We start from the raw sequence: 20,079 nt of genomic DNA on the forward strand, positions 1-20,079 counted from the left end.
CCAAGCGCCAGGTCGGCAACCGCATGTTCCAGGGCGACACCTCGCACCTGCCGCTCAAGCTCAACACGGCCGGCGTCATTCCGCCGATCTTCGCCTCTTCGCTGCTGTTGCTGCCGGCGACGGTCGCCGGCTTCTCGCAGACGACCAACATGCCAGCCTGGGCCAGCACCGTCCTGGCGGCACTCGGCCATGGCCAACCGCTCTACATGGCGTTCTATGCGGCGATGATCGTGTTTTTCGCCTTCTTCTATACGGCGATCGTCTTCAACCCGAAGGACACCGCCGACCAGCTCAAGAAGCATTCGGGTTTCATTCCGGGCTACCGTCCGGGCGAGCGCACCGCCGACTACATCGACTATGTTCTCACCCGCATCACTGTCGTCGGCGCCATTTATCTGGTGCTGGTGTGTCTGCTGCCCGAGTTCCTGATTTCAGCGACTGGCGTACCATTCTACCTCGGTGGCACATCGCTTCTGATCGTGGTCAGTGTAACGCTCGACACGGTGGCGCAGATTCAGGGTCACCTGATCGCGCACCAGTATGAGGGCCTGATCAAGAAGTCGAAGCTGCGCGGGGGGAAGAAGGCCAGATGAGGTTGATATTGCTTGGGCCGCCAGGGGCGGGCAAGGGGACGCAAGCACAAAGACTGGTAGAAAAATACGGCATACCCCAACTCTCCACGGGCGATATGCTGCGCGCTGCTGTCCAGGCCGGCACCGAAGTCGGCAAACGGGCCAAGGCGGTGATGGACGCTGGCGAACTGGTTTCCGACGCCATCGTCAACGCCATCGTCGCCGAGCGTATCGACCAGGCCGATTGCGCCGGGGGATTTATCCTTGACGGATATCCGCGAACCCTGGTGCAGGCGGACGCGGTTGAATCGATGCTCTCGGCCCGCGGCCTCACTCTCGACGCCGTCATCGAACTTGTCGTCGACGACAAGGCGCTGGTTGGTCGAATCGGCAAGCGCGCCGAAGAGGCCAAGGCGGCGGGTCTGCCGGTGCGCAAGGACGACAACCCGGCGGTGTTCGAAGAGCGCCTGAAGGAGTACTACAAGAAAACCTCGCCGCTGATCGGCTACTACTATGCCAAGGGCAAGCTCAGAGGTGTCGACGGCATGGCCGACATCGATGCGGTGACGCGACAGATCGAAGCGGTGCTCACGGCCCCGACCCAAGCGGCGGCCCAAGGGTCTGCGTACGGAAAATAAACGATTACGCTTGACTGGAGCGGTTCGCTGGGGTATGGCGGCCCGTCTTCCTATCAGGCATGAGGCTTGCTTGCCCGCAAGGGCAAGGCAGCCGCTTTGAACTGGAAACTCCCGCATGGGCCGGCCTCCACCGGACGCGGGGCAACTTTGATAGCGCCGGCTTGTCCGGCCCACATGGAGAAGAGAAGAACATGGCTCGTATAGCCGGCGTCAACATTCCGACCAACAAGCGCGTCGTCATTGCGCTTCAGTACATTCACGGCATTGGCAAGAGCTTCGCCCAAGAGATCGTCGACAAGGTCGGCATCCCCGCCGAGCGCCGCGTCAACCAGCTGACCGACGCGGAAGTGCTGCAGATCCGCGAGACGATCGACCGTGACTACCAGGTCGAGGGCGATCTGCGCCGCGAAGTGTCGATGAACATCAAGCGGCTCATGGACCTCGGCTGCTATCGCGGCCTGCGTCATCGCCGCTCGCTGCCGGTCCGCGGCCAGCGCACGCATACCAATGCGCGCACCCGCAAGGGCCCGGCCAAGTCGATCGCCGGAAAGAAGAAATAATTTAGGGCAGTACGGGAGTAGGGCAGTAGGGCAATAGGATCGGCAGACATACTGCCCTACTGCCGTATTCCCCTACTGCCTTCTCCCTGGTGGAGCCGCTGGCATTACGGCGGTGTAGAGATCAACTGAAAGGACCATCATGGCCAAGGAAGCCACACGTGTTCGCCGTCGCGAACGCAAGAATATCTCGTCGGGCGTCGCCCACGTCAACTCGACCTTCAACAACACGATGATCACCATCACCGACGCGCAGGGCAATTCGATTGCCTGGTCGTCGGCGGGAGCCCAGGGCTTCAAGGGGTCTCGCAAGTCGACCCCGTTCGCTGCCCAGATGGCTGCCGAGGACGTTGCCAAGAAGGCCCAGGAACACGGCATGCGCATGCTTGAGGTCGAGGTCTGCGGACCCGGCTCCGGTCGTGAATCGGCGCTGCGCGCATTGCAGGCAGCCGGCTTCACCATCACCTCGATCCGTGATGTGACGCCGATCCCGCACAATGGCTGCCGCCCGCGCAAGAAGCGCCGCGTCTAGAGAATACCGAACGCCGCGTGAACGCCAGGAGCGTTCCTCCACGGCATTCCAGGTCGCCCGCCACGATTGGATGGTGGCGGGTCAACGGAAGGAAAGCATCATGATCCAGAAAAATTGGCAGGAACTGATCAAGCCGAACAAGATCGAGTTCTCTTCGAAGAAGAAGACGCTGACCACGCTGGTCGCCGAGCCGCTCGAGCGCGGCTTTGGTCTGACCCTCGGCAACGCGCTGCGTCGCGTGCTTCTGTCTTCGCTGCGTGGCGCGGCTGTGACCGCCGTGCAGATCGACGGCGTTCTGCATGAATTCTCGTCGATCGCCGGCGTGCGCGAGGACGTGACCGACATCGTCTTGAACATCAAGGAAATCGCCATCCGCATGGAAGGTGACGGCCCCAAGCGCATGGTCGTGCGCAAGCAGGGACCGGGCGCTGTTCTCGCCGGCGACATCCAGACGGTCGGCGACGTCGAGATCCTCAATCCCGACCACGTCATCTGCACGCTGGACGAAGGCGCTGAAATCCGCATGGAGTTCACCGTCGATACCGGCAAGGGCTACGTGCCGGCCGACCGCAATCGCGCCGAAGACGCGCCGATCGGCCTCATCCCGGTCGACAGTCTCTACTCGCCGGTCAAGAAGGTCTCCTACAAGGTCGAGAACACCCGCGAGGGCCAGGTTCTCGACTATGACAAGCTGACCATGACGATCGACACCGACGGTTCGATCTCGGGCGAGGACGCGGTGGCTTTCGCCGCCCGCATCCTGCAGGACCAGCTTGGCCTGTTCGTCAATTTCGACGAGCCGCAGAAGGAAGTCGCCGCCGAGCAGGTGACCGAGCTTGCCTTCAACCCGGCGCTGCTCAAGAAGGTCGACGAGCTCGAGCTTTCGGTGCGGTCGGCCAACTGCCTGAAGAACGACAACATCGTCTATATCGGCGACCTGATCCAGAAGACCGAAGCCGAGATGCTGCGCACCCCGAACTTCGGCCGCAAGTCGCTGAACGAGATCAAGGAAGTCCTGGCGGCGATGGGCCTGCACCTCGGCATGGAAGTGCCGGATTGGCCGCCGGAAAACATCGAAGACCTCGCCAAGCGTTACGAAGATCAATACTGAGGCTCGGAAAGAGCTTCTTGAACCCGGAATGAAGGAGAAGAGCCATGCGCCACGGATTTAAAGGCCGCCGGTTCGCCCGCAGCATCAGCCACCGCAAGTCGATGTTTGCTAATCTTGCCGTGTCGCTCATCGAGCATGAGCAGATCCTCACCACATTGCCGAAGGCGAAGGATCTGCGTCCGATCGTCGAGAAGCTGGTGACGCTCGGCAAGCGCGGCGACCTGCATGCCCGCCGCCAGGTGATTGCCCAGATCGGCAACGAAGGCGTCGTCAAGCGCCTGTTCGACACGATCGCGCCGCGCTACGCCACCCGCAACGGCGGCTATCTGCGCATCATGAAGGCGGGCTTCCGCCACGGCGACAATGCCGCCATGGCGGTCATCGAGTTCGTCGATCGCGACACCTCGGCCAAGGGCGCCGGCGACCGTGCCCGCATCGAGGCAGAAGGCGCCGACGAGGAAGCCGTAGCCGCATAGCTTCGGTTTTGCTGAAAGAGTTTCAAAGGGCCTGCGGGCCCTTTTGTGCATTCTGGAAACGGTAGGGAGCATTGCGGGGACTGTCTTGACTAAGCCCCTGTCGTTTCCTCGAGAATAATTCGATTACATCGCCTTAGCCTTTCATTTTGCACAATCGTCGGGACAATGGCGCCCGACCCCGGAGGATTCGGAATGCGCGTAAAACGGATGTCCCTTGTTCTACTCTGCGCCTTGATGGCGGCGGCAGTCGTGCCGGCCGCCAGGCAGGCGCTGGCTCAGGACACCAAGGCCGATCCCGGTCTGTCCGACGTGCTGACCGACATGTTGCGCGGCGCCGAAGGCGAAAATGCCACCTCTGGTCCGGACAAGCGCGTGCCGTTCGGCCGCGAGGAGATGCAACTGTCGTTTGCGCCACTGGTCAAGCAGACGGCGCCGGCCGTGGTCAATGTCTATGCCTCGCAAACGGCCAGGCTGAGGTCGCCCTTCGACGGCGATCCGTTCTTCGAAGAGTTCTTCGGCCGTTCGCAGCCGCGTGCGCAGTCTTCGCTCGGCTCCGGCGTGCTGGTCGACCCGACAGGCATAGTGGTCACCAATTTCCACGTCATCAAGGACGCCGATCAGGTCAAGGTCGCCACCGCGGACGGGCGTGAATTCGACAGCAAGGTGCTGCTCAAGGACGAGACGCTTGACCTCGCCGTGCTCAAGATCTCCGCCGACAAGCCATTTCCGGTCGTCGCCATCGGCGATTCCGACGCGCTCGAGGTCGGCGACCTGTTGTTGGCCATCGGCAACCCCTTCGGTGTCGGCCAGACCACCACCAGCGGCATCGTTTCGGCGCTTGCCCGCAGCCACATCGGCGTTTCCGATTCCAGTTTCTTCATCCAGACCGACGCCGCGATCAATCCCGGCAATTCCGGCGGTGCGCTGATCAACATGGGTGGCCAACTGGTCGGCATCAACACGGCGATCTATAGCCGCAGCGGCGGCTCGATCGGCATCGGCTTTGCTATTCCCTCCAACATGGTTCGCGCTTTTGCCGATGCGGCCAAGGCCGGGCGCGACTTCTTCGAGCGGCCCTATATCGGCGCCGAATTCGAGCGCGTGACGCCGCAAATCGCCGAATCGCTTGGTCTCGAGACGCCGACCGGGGCGCTGGTTTCGTCCGTCGACGAAGCAGGGCCGGCGGCCAAGGCGGGGCTCAAGGCCGGTGACGTCGTGCTGTCGCTCAATGGCACGCCGGTCGAGAGCATCGAGGCGCTGGATTACCGGATGGCGACGCTGTCGATCGGTACCAATGCCAGCTTCGCCGTTCTGAGCAAAGGCCAGCAAGCGGCGATGGACATCGCGCTGGAGCGTGCGCCGGAAGGTGCAAAACTCGCGGAAGTGACGCTGCGCGGTCGCAGCCCGTTCTCCGGTGCCAAGGTTGCGGAACTGTCGCCGCGGCTCGCCCAGCGGCTCGGCATGCGCACGGACGTCAAGGGTGTTACCGTAATCGACATCAATCGCGGTTCGCCCGCAGCCGGTTTCGGTTTCCAGCCGGGCGACATCGTTCGCGAGGTCAACGGCTTGACCATCGATACCGCCGCGACCCTGGAACAGGCAGCCATGCAGGAGACGCGCTGGTGGCGCTTTACCGTCGAGCGCGACGGGCAGATACTGCGCCAGGTGTTGCGTTACTGAGCCCGAGCGTCGATCCTTCGGACGAGATCGCGCTTAAACGAAAAGAAGTGCATGGCCGATCTGTTCAGTGTCGATGAACCGGAAAAGGCGCCGCCCGGCAGGCCGCTGGCCGACCGACTGCGCCCGCAGAACCTCAGCGAGGTCGTCGGCCAGGAGCATCTGACCGGATCCGACGGCGCACTGACGCGGCTGATCGGCTCCGGCTCGCTCGGCTCGATGATCTTCTGGGGGCCGCCCGGGACCGGCAAGACCACCGTCGCGCGGCTGCTTGCCGGCGAAACCAGCCTTGCGTTCCAACAGATATCGGCGGTGTTTTCCGGTGTCGCCGACCTGAAGAAAGTGTTTGAGGCGGCCAAGCTGCGCCGCACCAACGGCCGTCAGACGCTGCTCTTCGTCGACGAGATCCATCGCTTCAACCGGGCCCAGCAGGACAGTTTTCTGCCTGTGATGGAAGACGGCACCGTCGTCCTGGTTGGCGCCACCACCGAAAACCCCTCCTTCGAGCTGAATGCCGCGCTTCTATCCCGCGCCCGCGTGCTGGTCTTCCGTTCGCTCGGTGAGGACAGCATCGCCAAGCTGCTGGCCCGGGCCGAGGAGACCGAGGGCAGGGCGCTGCCGCTCGACGACGAGGCGAGGGCGATGCTCGTCCGCATGAGCGATGGCGATGGCCGCGCTGCCCTGACGCTGGCCGAAGAGGTCTGGCGCGCCGCCAAGTCAGGCGAGGTGTTCGGCGCCGAAGGCCTGCAGCGCATTGTCCAGCGCCGGGCGCCGATCTACGACAAGGGCCAGGACGGCCACTACAATCTGATCTCGGCGCTGCACAAATCGGTGCGCGGCTCCGATCCGGATGCCGCCCTCTATTATCTCGCCCGCATGTTCGACGCCGGCGAGGATCCGCTCTATCTCGGCCGCCGCCTGGTGCGCATGGCGATGGAGGATATCGGGCTGGCAGACCCGCAGGCGCTGGTCGTCGCCAATGCCGCCAAGGATGCCTACGACTATTTGGGCTCGCCAGAGGGCGAGCTCGCCTTCGCTGAGGCCACCGTCTATCTCGCCAGCGCGCCCAAATCCAACGCCATCTACACCGCCTTCAAGGCCGCCACTCAGGCGGCGAAGGAGTTCGGCTCGCTGCTGCCGCCCAAACACATCCTCAACGCGCCGACCAAGCTGATGAAGGAAGAAGATTACGGCGCCGGCTATCGTTACGACCACGACGAGCCGGACGCTTTTTCCGGACAGGATTATTTTCCGGAAAAGATGGGCCGCCGCACATTCTATGATCCGCCGGAGCGCGGTTTCGAGCGTGATATCAGGAAACGGCTCGACTATTGGGCGAAGCTGCGCGGCGAGCGGGACAAATGAGTTCGCTTCACTCGGCCGGATCGGCAAAGGGCCCGTTCGACAATTGTGCTTCCGCCGAGCGCAAGGGGCAGGGATTGACCGGGGTGCCCGACAAGGCCAGTAAACGGCGATGATAAATCTCCTCCTCGTTGCCGCGGGCGGCGCTATTGGTGCGGGGCTGCGCCACATCGTCAGTTTCGTTGCGCTGCGCCTTGTCGGCCCGAGTTTTCCCTGGGGCACGATGGCGATCAACATTGTCGGCTCTTTTGCCATGGGTCTGTTCGTCACGACCCTGGCGCGGCGCTACGGCGGATCGAACGAGCTTCGGCTGTTCGTCGCCACCGGCATCCTCGGCGGTTTCACCACCTTCTCCGCCTTTTCGCTCGACTTCGCGACGCTGTGGGAGCGTGGTGCGACGCTGCCGGCGTTCGGATATGCCCTTGCCAGCCTCATTGGCGCGATCATTGCCCTGTTTCTGGGTCTTTGGCTCGCAAGAAGCCTGCCTTAATGCTATTGCCCCCCGCTTACAGCACCGCGTGTCCCTTACGACGCGCAAAGGACGCTGTAGCTTTTTGATTTTGCGCATGACCCTTTCCGAAATTCGAGTTCAGGTCATGCGCTGGAAACGGGTAAAAACGAGACAATGGCTGGCGTAGAACAGATCACGGTGGAGGCCGGCGAGGCGGGCATGCGGCTCGACCGCTGGTTCAAGACCCATTTTCCGGGTCTTGGCTTCGGCCATCTGCAAAAACTGCTGCGCTCCGGCCAGATCCGTGTCGATGGTGGGAGGGTGAAAGCCGACACGCGTGTCGAGCCGGGCCAGATGGTCCGCATCCCACCGCTCGAAGTGGACAAGAAAGGCGAGAGCCCGCTCACCGGTCACTCGATCCGCAACCAGGGCGACGCCGACGTTCTGGCCAAGATGCTGATCCATGAAGATCCAAAAGTCTTTGTCTTCAACAAGCCGGCCGGCCTCGCCGTCCAGGGCGGCTCAGGTGTCACCCGCAACGTCGACGACATGCTGGAAGCCTGGCGCAGCCAGAAAGGCGAGAAACCGCGTTTGGTGCACCGGCTCGACCGCGACACGTCAGGCGTGCTGGTCGTCGCCCGCACCAGGCTCGCCGCCATGAAGCTTGCCGAGGCGTTCCGGGCGCGTGAGACCAAGAAGACCTATTGGGCGCTGGTCAAGGGCGTTCCGCCGAAGCGCGAGGACAAGATCTCGACCTGGCTGATCAAAGAGCCGACGCCCGACGGCGATCGCGTGCGCGTCGCCAAGCATGGCGAAAAGGGCGCCGACCACGCGGTGTCTTATTACCGGATCGTCGAGCAGGCGGCGCAGACCCTGTCCTGGCTGGAGATGGAGCCTTATACCGGCCGCACCCACCAGCTTCGCGTCCATGCCGCTCACATCGGCTGCCCGATCATCGGCGATCCCAAATATTTCGAGGCCGACACCAATTGGGATTTTCCTGGAGGCATGCAGAACCGCTTGCACCTGCACGCGCGCCGCATCGTCATCCCGCATCCCGACAAGGGTCTTATCGACGTCACCGCACCGATGCCGCCGCATATGCGCCAGAGCTGGAACCTGATCGGCTTCGACGACGCCAGCGCGGAGGACTAGGTCCAGTGGGCATGGCCACCGATACGCTCGACCGTCGCGACAGGGTCGACATGGCCGCCACCGCCATCATGGTCGGACTGACCTTTTCCTGGGGGCTGAACTACGTCGCCGCCAAGATCTCCTATGCTGGCTACGACCCTGTTTTTCTGTCGATCGCACGGTCGGTCATTGGCGGGCTGTGTGTTCTCGTCTGGTGCCGCTGGCGCGGCATTGTGCTTTTCAGCCGCGACGGAACCCTTGTCGCCGGCATGCTGGCGGGCGCTCTCTTTGGTCTCGAGTTCCTGTTTCTCTATATCGGGCTCGAACAGACGACCGTCGCGCGCAACACCTTGCTGGTCAACACCATGCCGTTCTGGGTGCTGGTCGGCGGGCATTTCCTGCTGAATGAACGCATCACCGCGCGCCGGCTCGTCGGCCTTCTGCTCGCTTTCGCCGGATTGGTGGCGGTGTTCTCCGACCAGTTGAGCGCCGATAACGGTGCGACTCTGATTGGTGATCTGCTCAGTCTCGGCGCCGGCATTCTGTGGGCCTTGACCTACATCGTCATCAAGCGGACGAGATTGGCGGAAACGAGCGCCGAGAAATTGCTGCTCTATCAACTGGCCGGCGCTGCGATAGTAGGCGCCTTGGTGCTGCCTTTCGCCGGGCCGCCCGTCCGCGGCTTCGCCGCTTTGCCGACCTTGGCCTTGCTTTTCCAGGCGGTCTACATTGTCGCCTTCACCTATGTGCTGTGGTTCTGGCTGCTGCGGCGCTATCCGGCGTCGGGCCTGTCGAGTTTCACCTTCCTGTCGCCGGTGTTCGGCGTGCTGTGCGGCGCCATCTTCTTGAACGAGCCGCTGACCATCCGTATTTTCCTGGCACTCGGCCTCATCGCAGCCGGTCTGATCATTGTGAACCGGCCGGCCCGAAAACAGATCCCCGGATGAAAGGCTCCGGCATGCGCGATATTCTCAACGACCTCGAAGCGGGAAAGCAGCTTTCCGATCCGGATCCGGTACGCCGTGCCCAGATCCAGATGAAGACGCACCTGCCGAAACGCTTCTACAAAGCCGTCTCGGTCGCATCGGCCGAAGCTGGTTTTGCCGTTCATCTCGATGGCAAGCCGGTCCGCACGCCGGGCAAGGCGCTTCTGATCCTGCCGACCGAAAAAGCCGCCGCTCTGGTCGCCGACGAGTTCGCTGCGCAAGGCGAGACCATCGACCCGGTAACGATGCCAGCCATGCGTCTGGTCAACACGGCCATCGACGGTGTCGCCAGCGACCCGCAGGCGGTGCTGGAGGACATCCTGCGCTTTGCCTCGTCCGACCTGCTCTGCTATCGCGCCGATGCGCCACAAGGCCTGGTCGACCGGCAGAACGAACATTGGGATCCCATCATCGACTGGGTGCGGAGCGCGCTTGGCGCCCGGTTTCATCTCGCCGAAGGAGTGATCCATGTCGAGCAGCCGCGCGAGAGCATCGCGGTGCTCGGGGTTCATCTTGCCCAGCGTGCCGAGCCGCTCCGGCTTGCCGCCATCCACGTCATGACGTCGCTGACAGGATCGGCGCTGCTGGCGCTGGCCGTCGATTTCGGCGAGATCGAAGGCGAGGCAGCCTGGACTGCCGGCCATGTCGACGAGGACTGGCAGGCCGAGCATTGGGGCCATGACGCGGAAGCCGTCGCCCGTCGTGCCCACCGCAAGCGCGATTTCATGGCGGCGGTCGGTCTTATCGAGGCGCTCAAGGGCTGACCGCAATCGCCGCCCTCATTCGTTTCGTGTTGCCCATTGGAGCGACGTGCGTTCGAGTTGGACGTGCAAAGTACGCTCTAACACTTTGAATCTATGCATCGTGCTTTCTGAAGATCGATTCCGATCTTGGGGCCGGTGCATTGGACCAAAGTCATAATCCCAAAGGCGGGCTGCCTCTGGGGGGCGCTTTCTGTCATTTCTCGCGGCGATAGCTGCTCGAGTTCGTGTCCAGAGGCACGACACCGCGCAGCATCAAGCACAGCGAGATATCACGGGAGGACGAATTCATGGCAATGGCAGCGACCGCCGGCAGAGCAAGCCGCGGAATGACGCGGGAAGAGAAGAAAGTCATCTTCGCTTCCTCGCTCGGCACCGTTTTCGAATGGTACGATTTCTATCTCTACGGCGCATTGGCGGCCGCGATCGGCTCGACATTCTTCAACTCGTATCCGGAAGCGACGCGCAACATCTTTACGCTGCTGGTTTTCGCCGCTGGCTTCCTCGTGCGCCCGTTCGGCGCGCTGGTATTTGGCCGCATCGGCGATCTCGTTGGTCGCAAATACACCTTTCTCGTCACCATCATGATCATGGGCCTGTCGACCTTCCTGGTCGGCCTGCTGCCTGGTTCGGCAAGCTGGGGCATTGCAGCGCCCATTATCCTTATTGCGCTGCGCATGCTGCAGGGCCTGGCGCTCGGTGGTGAATATGGCGGTGCGGCGACCTATGTGGCCGAGCATGCGCCCGACGACCGCCGCGGCTTCTACACGTCGTGGATCCAGACGACGGCGACGCTCGGCCTGTTCTTGTCGCTGGTCGTCATCCTTATCGTGCAGAATTCGCTGAGCAAGGAGGATTTCGACGCCTGGGGCTGGCGTGTTCCATTCCTGCTCTCAGCTATTCTGCTGGGCATTTCGGTCTGGATTCGCCTGTCGCTTGCCGAATCGCCGACCTTCCAGCGGATGAAGGACGAGGGCAAGGGCTCCAAGGCGCCGCTCACGGAAGCCTTCGGACAGTGGAAGAATGCCAAGATCGCCATTTTGGCGCTTCTCGGCCTTACTGCCGGCCAGGCCGTAGTTTGGTACAACGGCCAATTCTACGCGCTGTTTTTTCTGCAGAACGTGCTCAAGGTTGACGGTCAATCGGTCAACATCATGATCGCTATCGCACTGGCGCTCGGCACGATGTTCTTCGTCGTGTTCGGCTGGCTCTCCGACAAGATCGGCCGCAAGCCGATTATCATGGCGGGCCTGGCGCTGGCGATCGTCACCACCTTCCCGCTGTTCAAGGCGCTGACCTGGGCAGCCAACCCGGCGCTCGCCACCGCGCAGCAAAACACCCGTGCGACGATTACCGCTGCGGCTGGCGACTGCAAGTTCCAGTTCAATCCAACCGGAACGCGCAAGCCTCTGACGTCGTGCGATATTGCGACGGACTTCCTCGCCAAGAGCTCGGTCCCTTATGACATTGTCACCACAGCGGCGCCGGGGACCGCGGCCAGTGTCAAGATCGGCACCGCAACGGTGGCGTCCTATGACGCCGTGGCAGCCGCAGACAAGGCAACGTCAAGCGACGCCGCGTTCAAGAAGGCAATCAACATTGCATTGCGGGACGGCGGCTATCCGCTCAAGCGTGCTGCGGCCAAGGTCGCCGACCAGAAGCTTGACGCGTTTGTCGCGGCCAATCCGGAACTGAAGCTCGACGCCGCCGCGATCCGCGCCGGCGACAAGACGTCGGTTGCGGCCGACCGGGCGATCAAGGACAAGCTGCTGACGGCCGATGAGGCCGCGGCGGGAGCGCCCGAGATCACCGTCTACAGCGTCCCGGGAGCAGGCGCCTTTGCGATGTTTGCCGATCCTGAACAGGTCAGCTGGGCAAAGGTCATCGGCATCCTGTTCATCCTGGTCCTTTACGTGACCATGGTCTACGGACCGATCGCCGCGATCCTGGTCGAGATGTTCCCGACCCGCATCCGCTACACCGGCATGTCGTTGCCCTATCACATCGGCAATGGCTGGTTCGGGGGCCTGCTGCCGGCGACGGTGTTCGCGCTCAGCGCCTACAGCGGCGACATCTATTACGGCCTCTGGTATCCGGTGGTGATCGCGGCGATGTCGCTGGTCATCGGCACGATCTTCGTCAGGGATACGCTGGGAACGGACTTGCACGCCAAGACCTGATCCTCGCCTAGAGCAATTCCAGGAAAAGTGTGAAACGGTTTTCCCGGAATTGCGCATAAACAAAGAGATAGAGCGGTTCGGCGTTTCCGTGAAACGATGAACCGCTCTAACAGCAAAAATGCAAAGCCCGGCGCGAGCGATCGCGCCGGGCTTTGCAATTCGTCAAAAGCGATGCGGAGGAAAGGTTTAGCTCTTCCGGTCCTGTTTTTCTTCCTCGATGGCTGCTTCGTGATACCAACTGCTTCCGAAATCCGTACGGTTGCGCAATGAAGCAAGTTCTGCCGCGAACTTAGCCTTTCCGCTTAAATTTGAGGCAGAAGCACGCACTCTCACCGGGAACACCAGGATTTTGGCCGACTGACGGGTAGGAGTGATTTCCATTGTCGGTTTCCCTTCTTCTGCAGAGCCTTGCCGATTCAATCTTTCCCCAAGATAAGTTCTGCAATCGAGTTAGGCAACATGATTACGAAAAGATCAGTATATGCCTATTATTTGTGCGAAACATGCTTGTGATTGATCCGGACGCATTGCGATGACGGCACCACGAATTTGGTCGGTATGCAGCGTCACTTCTGCCGCATCCTTTGCCGGCGAGAATGGCACACGAATTGCTTTTTAATAACCCGGCAGGTCGGCTGCAGGGTGGCTGGCATGCCGGCGCCGTCCAGGTTCGGTGATCAAAGCAACGAGAGGCTAGAATGACGAAATACAAGCTCGAGTACATTTGGCTCGATGGATACACGCCGGTTCCCAACCTTCGCGGAAAGACGCAGATCAAGGACTATGCCGAGTTCCCGACGCTCGACCAGCTTCCGCTGTGGGGCTTCGACGGTTCTTCGACCATGCAGGCCGAAGGCCACTCGTCCGACTGCGTGCTGAAGCCGGTCGCCGTCTATCCGGATCCCGCGCGCACCAATGGCGTGCTCGTCATGTGCGAAGTCATGATGCCGGACGGGGTGACGCCGCATGCATCCAACAAGCGCGCCACCATCCTCGACGATGAGGGCGCCTGGTTCGGCTTCGAGCAGGAGTATTTCTTCTACAAGGACGGGCGCCCGCTCGGCTTCCCCGAGAGCGGCTACCCTGCGCCGCAAGGCCCGTACTACACCGGCGTCGGGTACAGCAATGTCGGCAGCGTTGCCAGGCAGATCGTCGAGGAGCATCTCGACCTCTGCCTCGCCGCCGGCATCAACCATGAAGGCATCAACGCCGAGGTGGCCAAGGGCCAGTGGGAATTCCAGATTTTTGGCAAGGGCTCCAAGAAGGCCGCCGACCAGATGTGGATGGCCCGCTACCTGATGCAGCGCCTCACCGAGAAATACGGCATCGAAATCGAATACCACTGCAAGCCGCTCGGTGACACCGACTGGAATGGTTCCGGCATGCACGCCAACTTCTCGACCGCCTATATGCGCGACGTCGGCGGCAAGGACTATTTCGAGGCGCTGATGGCCGCCTTCGACAAGAACCTGATGGATCACATCGCCGTCTACGGGCCGGACAACGACAAGCGTTTGACCGGCAAGCATGAGACGGCGCCATGGAACAGGTTCAGCTATGGCATCGCCGACCGCGGCGCCTCGATCCGCGTGCCGCATTCCTTCATCAACAATGGCTACAAGGGCTATCTCGAGGATCGCCGCCCGAACTCGCAGGGCGACCCCTACCAGATCGCCTCGCAGATCCTGAAGACGATCGCCTCCGTCCCAACCAGCGCCGAGGTTTCGGCTGCCGCCTGAGCACGCGTCACGGCGTAGACCTTTCTGTCCGCGCCGTGACCGCTCTCAGTCGCCTCGGCGTTTTTCCAGGGCGACAACACCAACTGCTGGATCGAGTGTTCTCCATCCCAAAACAAAACCCCGCCGGAGCGATCCGGCGGGGTTTTGTTTGTCGCTTAGCCGATCCGGTCAGATCGAATAATACATGTCGTACTCGACCGGATGGGGGGTCATTTCGAAGCGCATCACTTCGGCCATCTTGAGCTCGATATAGCTGTCGATCTGGTCGTCGTCGAACACGCCGCCGGCCTTCAGGAAGCCGCGATCCTTGTCGAGGCTCTGCAAAGCTTCGCGCAGCGAGCCGCAGACGGTCGGGATCTTCTTCAGTTCCTTCGGCGGCAGGTCGTAGAGATCCTTGTCCATCGGCTGTCCCGGATGGATCTTGTTCTTGATGCCGTCGAGCCCGGCCATCAGCATGGCGGCAAAGGCGAGGTAGGGGTTCGCGCCCGGGTCGGGGAAGCGGACCTCGACGCGCTTGGACTTCGGCGACGAGCCGAACGGAATACGGCAGGAGGCAGAGCGGTTGCGGGCCGAATAGGCGAGCAGCACCGGAGCTTCATAGCCAGGGACCAGGCGCTTGTAGGAATTGGTCAGCGGGTTGGTGAACGCGTTGATCGCCTTGGCGTGCTTGATGATGCCGCCGATGTAAAACAGGCAGCTCTCTGAGAGGCCGGCATACTCATTGCCGGCGAAGGTCGGCTTGCCGCCCTTCCAGATCGACTGGTGGACATGCATGCCCGAGCCGTTGTCGCCGAAGACCGGCTTCGGCATGAAGGTGGCCGTCTTGCCATAGGCGTTGGCGACCTGGTGCACGACATATTTGTAGATCAGCATCTTGTCGGCGTTGCGGACCAGCGTATCGAACTTGATGCCGAGCTCGTGCTGGGCAGCGGCCACTTCGTGGTGATGCTTTTCGACACGCACGCCCATTTCGGCGAGCACGGTCAGCATTTCGGAGCGCATGTCCTGCGCCGAGTCGATCGGCGGCACCGGGAAATAGCCGCCCTTGATGCGCGGGCGGTGGCCGAGATTGCCGGTCTCGTAGTCGGTGTCGTCGTTGGACGGCAATTCGGTGGAGTCGAGCTTGAAGCCGGTGTTGTACGGATCGGCCTTGTACTTGACGTCGTCGAACACGAAGAACTCGGCCTCCGGGCCGACGAAGATCTGATCGCCGATGCCTTCCGCCTTCATATAGGCTTCAGCCTTCTTGGCGGTGCCGCGCGGGTCGCGGTTGTAGGATTCTCCGGAGATCGGATCGAGGATATCGCACAGGATAACCATGGTCGACTGCGCGAAGAACGGGTCCATATGCACCGTCTCGGTGTCGGGCATCAGCACCATGTCGGACTCGTTGATCGCCTTCCAGCCGGCGATGGAGGAGCCGTCGAACATGACACCGTCGGCAAACATGTCTTCCTCGACCTCAACGACATCCATCGTCACGTGCTGCAGCTTGCCCTTCGGATCTGTGAAGCGCAGGTCAACGAATTTCACGTCGTTGTCCTTGATCTGCTTCATGATGTCTTTGGCTGTCGTCATGTCATGTTTCCCTGTCTGATGACGTTTCGAGGAGATGATCTGAAATCAGAATCCTCAGACCGCGTCCATCCCTGTTTCGCCGGTGCGGATGCGCACGACTTCCTCGATGTTGGAGACGAAGATCTTGCCGTCGCCGATGCGGCCGGTCTGGGCCGCCTTGCGAATCGCTTCGATGGCGCCTTCGACCGCGTCGTCGCCGAGCACGACCTCGATTTTCACCTTGGGCAGAAAATCCACGACATATTCGGCGCCGCGATAGAGTTCGGTATGGCCCTTCTGCCGGCCAAAACCCTTGGCCTCGGTAACGGTGATGCCTTGCAGCCCGGCCTCCTGAAGCGCTTCCTTCACTTCGTCTAGCTTGAACGGCTTGATGATCGCTTCGATCTTTTTCATGTAAAAAGTGGCCTCCACTGCCAAAAAAGACGGGTTGTGAGCCCCGCTTGCGCCTCTTTCTAGCACGAACTGTGCCAATCTGAGGGGATTCGAAGCGGTATCACGCGATTTCGATGCCATGCCGCGTTGAGAGCTAAATTCGCGTCATTCGCTGCGTTGGATGCGTCATGGATACTTGGAACCTACACATTGTCGGTGCTAGCGTCCGCACAATAATTGGGCAAATAGAGCATTTCGCGGGCAATTGTGCTTCGACGACGCCGTTGTCCCTAACGATGTGCTTACAGATCGTGCCATTTCATCGCCGTTTGCTTCGAACCGAAATCTGGACAATGTTTGATCCACAGGGATCGGGGTTTGACCACAGGGATCGGCTTGAGCCAATGCGGATCGGCATCCATGAGCAATGAAATTCTGTCTCCGGCCGAAATGGCTGAGGCCGACTGGCTCACGATTTCCGCCGGACCACGCGACGGCATTGCCCTGATGCGCAATGCAGGTGGCGCAGTCGCTGCGGTGGTGCTCGCCCATTTTCCGGCTGCCAGGCGCGTCCACGTGCTGTGCGGGCCCGGCAACAATGGCGGCGATGGATATGTCGTCGCCCGCCTTCTAAGGGATAGCGCCGTCGACGTCTTGCTGTGGGCATCCGGTTCGCCCAAAGCTGGCAGCGACGCGGCGCTCGCCGCGTCGGAATGCCCGGTCAGGCCCCGGCCGCTGTCGGAATTTGCTGCCGATCAAGGTTCGATCCTGGTCGATGCGCTTTATGGGGCCGGGCTGTCCAAGCCGCTGTCCGGTGATGCCGCCAGGGCGGTCGAGGTTGCGACAGAACTGAACCTGCCTGTGGTCGCGGTCGATCTGCCGTCAGGCGTGTCCGGCGAGAGCGGCGAGATTCTCGGCCAGGCATTTCGCGCCCGAATCACGGTGACGTTTGCGCGAAAAAAGCCCGGCCATCTGCTGTTGCCGGGGCGCGGGATGTGCGGCGAGCTGGTGCTTGCCGACATCGGCATCGGCGACGAGATCGTTGCGCAGCTTCAACCGCGAACTTTCGAGAACGCCCCGTCGCTTTGGTTAGAAAGTTTTCCGATTCCAGCCGTCGACACGCATAAATACAGGCGCGGCCATGTCGGCGTCTTTTCCGGCGGGCCGTCGGCGACGGGTGCCGCCCGGCTATCGGCGCTTGCCGCGGCCAGAAGCGGGGCAGGGGCGGTGACCGTGCTGTCGCCGGCCAACGCCGTGCAGGTGAATGCGGCGCATCTGACTTCGATCATGCTGAAAAAGGCCGACAGCATCGCGGACGTACAGGAATTCATCGACGGCCGCCGGCCATCGGCGTTCGTCCTCGGACCCGGATTTGGCGTCGGCGAAAAAACCCGCGATTTTGCCCTCGGCGTGCTGGCCAACGGAGAGCGGCAAGACGGCAGGGTCGACGGGCTGGTGCTCGATGCCGATGGCATCAGCTCGTTTCGCGATACCCCGGAAGTTCTGTTCGAAGCCGCCCGTCGCCCGAACGCACCGGCGTTGGTGCTGACGCCGCATGAGGGCGAATTCGCCAGGCTGTTTCCGGACATCGCCGGAGACAAGAACCTGTCAAAGCTGGCCAAGGCGCGGTCTGCCGCCGAGCGCGTCTGCGCCATCGTCGTCTACAAAGGCGCGGACACGGTGATCGCGGCGCCCGATGGCAGGGCGGCGATCAACGGCAACGGCGCGCCATGGCTGGCCACCGCCGGTTCGGGCGACGTGCTGTCGGGCGTCATTGCCGGCTTCCTGGCGCAAGGCATGCCGGCTTTCGAAGCCGCCTGCGCGGCGGTCTGGGTCCATGCCGAGGCCGGCAGCCGTTTCGGGCCTGGGCTGATCGCTGAAGACTTGCCGCTGGCGCTGCTGCCGGTGCTGCGCGAGCTTGCCGAAAATCGCAACGAGGTAACTGCTTGATGAACCGCGGGTTCGCGCTGCTTGCCGCAATCTTCGTCGCCGCTTTCATGGCGAACACCGCGCGTGCCGAAAATCCGCTGATGATCGTCGACGATCCGGCCGTGCTCGCCGCTCTCGACGCCAGGGGTTTTGATTTCGCCGGCATTTTCGATTTCGACGGCAAGGGCGACCTGAAGACGCTCTATGACAAGGCGCCGGCCTATCATCAGATCGTCGAAACGATTGCCGGCGATGTCGCCGCGCTGCGCGCCGAGATGAAGGCTGGCGGGCGGCCGCTCTACGAAGTCACCGACGGCAATGTCGGCCGCATCATCGACATGCGCTGGCTGAAGACCGACGCCGCGCGGTTCCGGCTGGTCGGTGTCGTCAACCGGCTCGATCGGCGTGATTTCGCCGAAATACGAGGCGACGGGGGCTGCGGCGAGGTGCGTTTCATCTACCGCCTTGCCTACAGCTTCAAGAAAAATGGCAAGGTTCTGGCCTCGCGCTTGCCGTTCAGTTTCAATGCCATCTATAGCGCCGCGCCGGACGCCGATGGCGGCTGCGTCGGCGTTGCCGGACGCTGGACGCCGCAGCTCGACGAGACCGTCGACATCGGCTGGCTCATCGGCGGGCCGCTTGAAAAGGCCGGGCTGAGCTTCAAGCAGCTCGAGCTCAACGCCCAGGTGGTGCGCTTTCCCTCCGGCCAGGAGACCGAATTCGGCGGGCAGGCCGCCTATCTCATGCGGATTTTTGGCATCGATGGTGAGACGGTCAGCGAAAAGCCGCTGGAAAACACGCCGGATGTGGCGCTGCTCTCGGAAGACGCCGCTCTGAAAGCAAAACTTGCCGACTATATCAGCGCCAATCTCGCGGCGGTCGATCTCGGCGTCTACGAAATCCCGGATGAATTCCTGGCGAAGAAAGTCATCTCGTGGTCGACTTTCGGCAGCGCAAGGCAGGCCAATCACCCGTTCACGCCGCTGTTCCAGCCCGCGGATTTTTCCGGGCTAGACTATTCCGCGCTGAAGCTGCTGCGCACGCCGGAAGCGCTGGTCGAGCGGCTCGACAATGGTGCCTGCCAGGGTTGTCATCAGGCGGGTTCGACCGCCGGTTTCCATTTCATCGGCCCCGACGACAAGACGACATCGCCGTTGAACCGCATCGAGGTCGGCATCTCGCCGCATCTTCATGCCGAGATGCCGCGGCGCGAAGCCTGGCTGCGTGCGGCCGCTGACGGCAAGCAGCCGAACCGCCTCCGCCCGCTGTCCTTCGCGCCGCCGGCGGCATGGAAAGACGCCGGCGAGGTCGCTTACGCACCGGCCGAGCTGGCGATGCCATGTTTGATGCCGGAGGATGCGGCCCGCTTCGGCACGACCTGGCAATGCGGCGGCGGCACCGTCTGCAGACCACTGGCGAGTGCGTCGGGGGTGCGGACGAAACTGGCGCAATGCCTGCTGCCCAAAGACAGCGAAAAGATGTTTTCCGGCCATCCATGCCTGACCGGCTCGATCGTCAGCAACCCGGCGCAGCCTTTCAATGACCGCTACAGCATTACAGGCCAGTTCGCAGCCTTCGCGACCGACATTTCGCGCACCGCCTACACCTGCCGGCCGCCGAAGATCGGCGTGCCGGCCGGCATTGCATATCGCGGCTGCGACGACAAAGACCGTGCCTTTGCCGGCTTCAAGCCGGGCAAGCCGATGCCGAACGAGATCTGCGGGCTGGTTGGCGGGAAAAAATTCGACATTTGCGTGGCGACCAACAATTTCGACCAATGCCTTGGCGGCGCGGTCAACCGCGGCAACCGGCCGGCTTGCTCGGCCGATCATTTCTGCCGGGAGGATTATATGTGCCAGTCGCTGCCGCCCGATACGCCTGGTATCGGCAAGGTGAAAGGTGTCGGCTTCTGCTCGCCGACCTACTTTATCTTCCAGATGCGCATCGACAATCATGCCACGCCGTGGTCGGGCGCCGTCCGCGCGACGATGGGCGCGGGGTTCGGCGCGGCGGAAGCGGAATGA

19 protein-coding genes are annotated in these 20,079 nt (G+C 62.1%); 16 read left to right on the forward strand and 3 right to left on the reverse strand.

What is annotated here, in order from left to right; all coding sequences use genetic code 11:
- The 13 genes from NMG80_RS38005 to NMG80_RS27350 form a co-directional block, all read left to right on the forward strand.
- Positions 1-593, forward strand: a 593-nt coding sequence (locus NMG80_RS38005; RefSeq protein ID WP_436798694.1) for a preprotein translocase subunit SecY, incomplete at its 5' end; no start/stop codon positions are given.
- A complete protein-coding gene (locus tag NMG80_RS27295) occupies positions 590-1,210 on the forward strand; it encodes an adenylate kinase (protein ID WP_254020986.1) in 621 nt (206 codons plus the stop codon). The genes NMG80_RS38005 and NMG80_RS27295, both read left to right, overlap by 4 nt.
- A gap of 191 nt (positions 1,211-1,401) precedes the next feature.
- Positions 1,402-1,770: a 30S ribosomal protein S13 gene (gene rpsM / locus NMG80_RS27300; protein ID WP_023799280.1), complete on the forward strand. Its 369-nt coding sequence runs from the start codon at positions 1,402-1,404 to the stop codon at positions 1,768-1,770.
- A 139-nt stretch (positions 1,771-1,909) separates the two neighbouring features.
- On the forward strand, positions 1,910-2,299 hold the full coding sequence (rpsK, locus tag NMG80_RS27305) for a 30S ribosomal protein S11 (RefSeq protein WP_023799279.1): 390 nt from the start codon (positions 1,910-1,912) through the stop codon (positions 2,297-2,299).
- A gap of 100 nt (positions 2,300-2,399) precedes the next feature.
- The gene (locus tag NMG80_RS27310; protein WP_023799278.1) at positions 2,400-3,410 is read left to right on the forward strand and encodes a DNA-directed RNA polymerase subunit alpha; all 1,011 of its coding nucleotides are present in this window, start codon (positions 2,400-2,402) and stop codon (positions 3,408-3,410) included.
- Between the two features lie 44 nt (positions 3,411-3,454).
- The gene (gene rplQ, locus NMG80_RS27315) at positions 3,455-3,886 is read left to right on the forward strand and encodes a 50S ribosomal protein L17 (RefSeq protein WP_254020987.1); all 432 of its coding nucleotides are present in this window, start codon (positions 3,455-3,457) and stop codon (positions 3,884-3,886) included.
- A gap of 192 nt (positions 3,887-4,078) precedes the next feature.
- Positions 4,079-5,566: a DegQ family serine endoprotease gene (locus tag NMG80_RS27320; RefSeq protein WP_254020988.1), complete on the forward strand. Its 1,488-nt coding sequence runs from the start codon at positions 4,079-4,081 to the stop codon at positions 5,564-5,566.
- A gap of 51 nt (positions 5,567-5,617) precedes the next feature.
- Positions 5,618-6,928: a replication-associated recombination protein A gene (locus NMG80_RS27325; protein WP_254020989.1), complete on the forward strand. Its 1,311-nt coding sequence runs from the start codon at positions 5,618-5,620 to the stop codon at positions 6,926-6,928.
- Positions 6,929-7,037: 109 nt separating this feature from the next.
- Positions 7,038-7,415: a fluoride efflux transporter CrcB gene (gene crcB, locus NMG80_RS27330; protein ID WP_254020990.1), complete on the forward strand. Its 378-nt coding sequence runs from the start codon at positions 7,038-7,040 to the stop codon at positions 7,413-7,415.
- A 135-nt stretch (positions 7,416-7,550) separates the two neighbouring features.
- The gene (locus tag NMG80_RS27335) at positions 7,551-8,531 is read left to right on the forward strand and encodes an RluA family pseudouridine synthase (protein ID WP_254020991.1); all 981 of its coding nucleotides are present in this window, start codon (positions 7,551-7,553) and stop codon (positions 8,529-8,531) included.
- Between the two features lie 11 nt (positions 8,532-8,542).
- The gene (locus NMG80_RS27340; RefSeq protein WP_254021146.1) at positions 8,543-9,457 is read left to right on the forward strand and encodes a DMT family transporter; all 915 of its coding nucleotides are present in this window, start codon (positions 8,543-8,545) and stop codon (positions 9,455-9,457) included.
- Positions 9,458-9,468: 11 nt separating this feature from the next.
- Positions 9,469-10,260: an ATP12 family chaperone protein gene (locus tag NMG80_RS27345; protein ID WP_254021147.1), complete on the forward strand. Its 792-nt coding sequence runs from the start codon at positions 9,469-9,471 to the stop codon at positions 10,258-10,260.
- A gap of 287 nt (positions 10,261-10,547) precedes the next feature.
- Entirely contained in the window at positions 10,548-12,437 is a 1,890-nt protein-coding gene (locus NMG80_RS27350; RefSeq protein WP_254020992.1) for an MFS transporter, read from the forward strand.
- A gap of 186 nt (positions 12,438-12,623) precedes the next feature.
- On the opposite strand, the gene NMG80_RS27355 is transcribed toward NMG80_RS27350, so the two are convergent.
- On the reverse strand, positions 12,624-12,818 hold the full coding sequence (locus NMG80_RS27355) for a DUF2735 domain-containing protein (protein ID WP_254020993.1): 195 nt from the start codon (positions 12,816-12,818) through the stop codon (positions 12,624-12,626).
- 317 nt (positions 12,819-13,135) lie between these two features.
- Here NMG80_RS27355 and NMG80_RS27360 point away from each other — a divergent pair, with 317 nt between their 5' ends.
- The gene (locus tag NMG80_RS27360) at positions 13,136-14,176 is read left to right on the forward strand and encodes a glutamine synthetase beta-grasp domain-containing protein (protein ID WP_254020994.1); all 1,041 of its coding nucleotides are present in this window, start codon (positions 13,136-13,138) and stop codon (positions 14,174-14,176) included.
- A gap of 168 nt (positions 14,177-14,344) precedes the next feature.
- Here NMG80_RS27360 and glnA read toward each other — a convergent pair whose 3' ends face one another.
- Both glnA and NMG80_RS27370 read right to left on the reverse strand, forming a co-directional pair.
- The gene (glnA, locus tag NMG80_RS27365) at positions 14,345-15,754 is read right to left on the reverse strand and encodes a type I glutamate--ammonia ligase (protein WP_254020995.1); all 1,410 of its coding nucleotides are present in this window, start codon (positions 15,752-15,754) and stop codon (positions 14,345-14,347) included.
- 54 nt (positions 15,755-15,808) lie between these two features.
- Positions 15,809-16,147, reverse strand: coding sequence for a P-II family nitrogen regulator (locus NMG80_RS27370; protein WP_006205430.1), 339 nt, complete (start codon positions 16,145-16,147; stop codon positions 15,809-15,811).
- A 399-nt stretch (positions 16,148-16,546) separates the two neighbouring features.
- Here NMG80_RS27370 and NMG80_RS27375 point away from each other — a divergent pair, with 399 nt between their 5' ends.
- Together NMG80_RS27375 and NMG80_RS27380 are read left to right on the forward strand one after the other, a co-directional pair.
- The gene (locus NMG80_RS27375; RefSeq protein WP_254020996.1) at positions 16,547-18,076 is read left to right on the forward strand and encodes an NAD(P)H-hydrate dehydratase; all 1,530 of its coding nucleotides are present in this window, start codon (positions 16,547-16,549) and stop codon (positions 18,074-18,076) included.
- A complete protein-coding gene (locus NMG80_RS27380) occupies positions 18,076-20,079 on the forward strand; it encodes a hypothetical protein (RefSeq protein ID WP_254020997.1) in 2,004 nt (667 codons plus the stop codon). The genes NMG80_RS27375 and NMG80_RS27380 overlap by 1 nt, the downstream gene beginning before the upstream one ends.

This window comes from Mesorhizobium escarrei (assembly GCF_935825525.1).
Lineage (GTDB): Bacteria > Pseudomonadota > Alphaproteobacteria > Rhizobiales > Rhizobiaceae > Mesorhizobium > Mesorhizobium escarrei.

What these genes read in the sequence shown, in the direction of transcription:
- NMG80_RS27295 (WP_254020986.1), top strand. Translation starts at nt 590, where the DNA reads ATGAGGTTGATATTGCTTGGGCCGCCAGGGGCGGGCAAGGGGACGCAA.
- rpsM (WP_023799280.1), top strand. Translation starts at nt 1,402, where the DNA reads ATGGCTCGTATAGCCGGCGTCAACATTCCGACCAACAAGCGCGTCGTC.
- rpsK (WP_023799279.1), top strand. Translation starts at nt 1,910, where the DNA reads ATGGCCAAGGAAGCCACACGTGTTCGCCGTCGCGAACGCAAGAATATC.
- NMG80_RS27310 (WP_023799278.1), top strand. Translation starts at nt 2,400, where the DNA reads ATGATCCAGAAAAATTGGCAGGAACTGATCAAGCCGAACAAGATCGAG.
- rplQ (WP_254020987.1), top strand. Translation starts at nt 3,455, where the DNA reads ATGCGCCACGGATTTAAAGGCCGCCGGTTCGCCCGCAGCATCAGCCAC.
- NMG80_RS27320 (WP_254020988.1), top strand. Translation starts at nt 4,079, where the DNA reads ATGCGCGTAAAACGGATGTCCCTTGTTCTACTCTGCGCCTTGATGGCG.
- NMG80_RS27325 (WP_254020989.1), top strand. Translation starts at nt 5,618, where the DNA reads ATGGCCGATCTGTTCAGTGTCGATGAACCGGAAAAGGCGCCGCCCGGC.
- crcB (WP_254020990.1), top strand. Translation starts at nt 7,038, where the DNA reads ATGATAAATCTCCTCCTCGTTGCCGCGGGCGGCGCTATTGGTGCGGGG.
- NMG80_RS27335 (WP_254020991.1), top strand. Translation starts at nt 7,551, where the DNA reads ATGGCTGGCGTAGAACAGATCACGGTGGAGGCCGGCGAGGCGGGCATG.
- NMG80_RS27340 (WP_254021146.1), top strand. Translation starts at nt 8,543, where the DNA reads ATGGCCACCGATACGCTCGACCGTCGCGACAGGGTCGACATGGCCGCC.
- NMG80_RS27345 (WP_254021147.1), top strand. Translation starts at nt 9,469, where the DNA reads ATGCGCGATATTCTCAACGACCTCGAAGCGGGAAAGCAGCTTTCCGAT.
- NMG80_RS27350 (WP_254020992.1), top strand. Translation starts at nt 10,548, where the DNA reads ATGGCAATGGCAGCGACCGCCGGCAGAGCAAGCCGCGGAATGACGCGG.
- NMG80_RS27355 (WP_254020993.1), bottom strand. Translation starts at nt 12,818, where the DNA reads ATGGAAATCACTCCTACCCGTCAGTCGGCCAAAATCCTGGTGTTCCCG.
- NMG80_RS27360 (WP_254020994.1), top strand. Translation starts at nt 13,136, where the DNA reads ATGACGAAATACAAGCTCGAGTACATTTGGCTCGATGGATACACGCCG.
- glnA (WP_254020995.1), bottom strand. Translation starts at nt 15,754, where the DNA reads ATGACGACAGCCAAAGACATCATGAAGCAGATCAAGGACAACGACGTG.
- NMG80_RS27370 (WP_006205430.1), bottom strand. Translation starts at nt 16,147, where the DNA reads ATGAAAAAGATCGAAGCGATCATCAAGCCGTTCAAGCTAGACGAAGTG.
- NMG80_RS27375 (WP_254020996.1), top strand. Translation starts at nt 16,547, where the DNA reads ATGAGCAATGAAATTCTGTCTCCGGCCGAAATGGCTGAGGCCGACTGG.
- NMG80_RS27380 (WP_254020997.1), top strand. Translation starts at nt 18,076, where the DNA reads ATGAACCGCGGGTTCGCGCTGCTTGCCGCAATCTTCGTCGCCGCTTTC.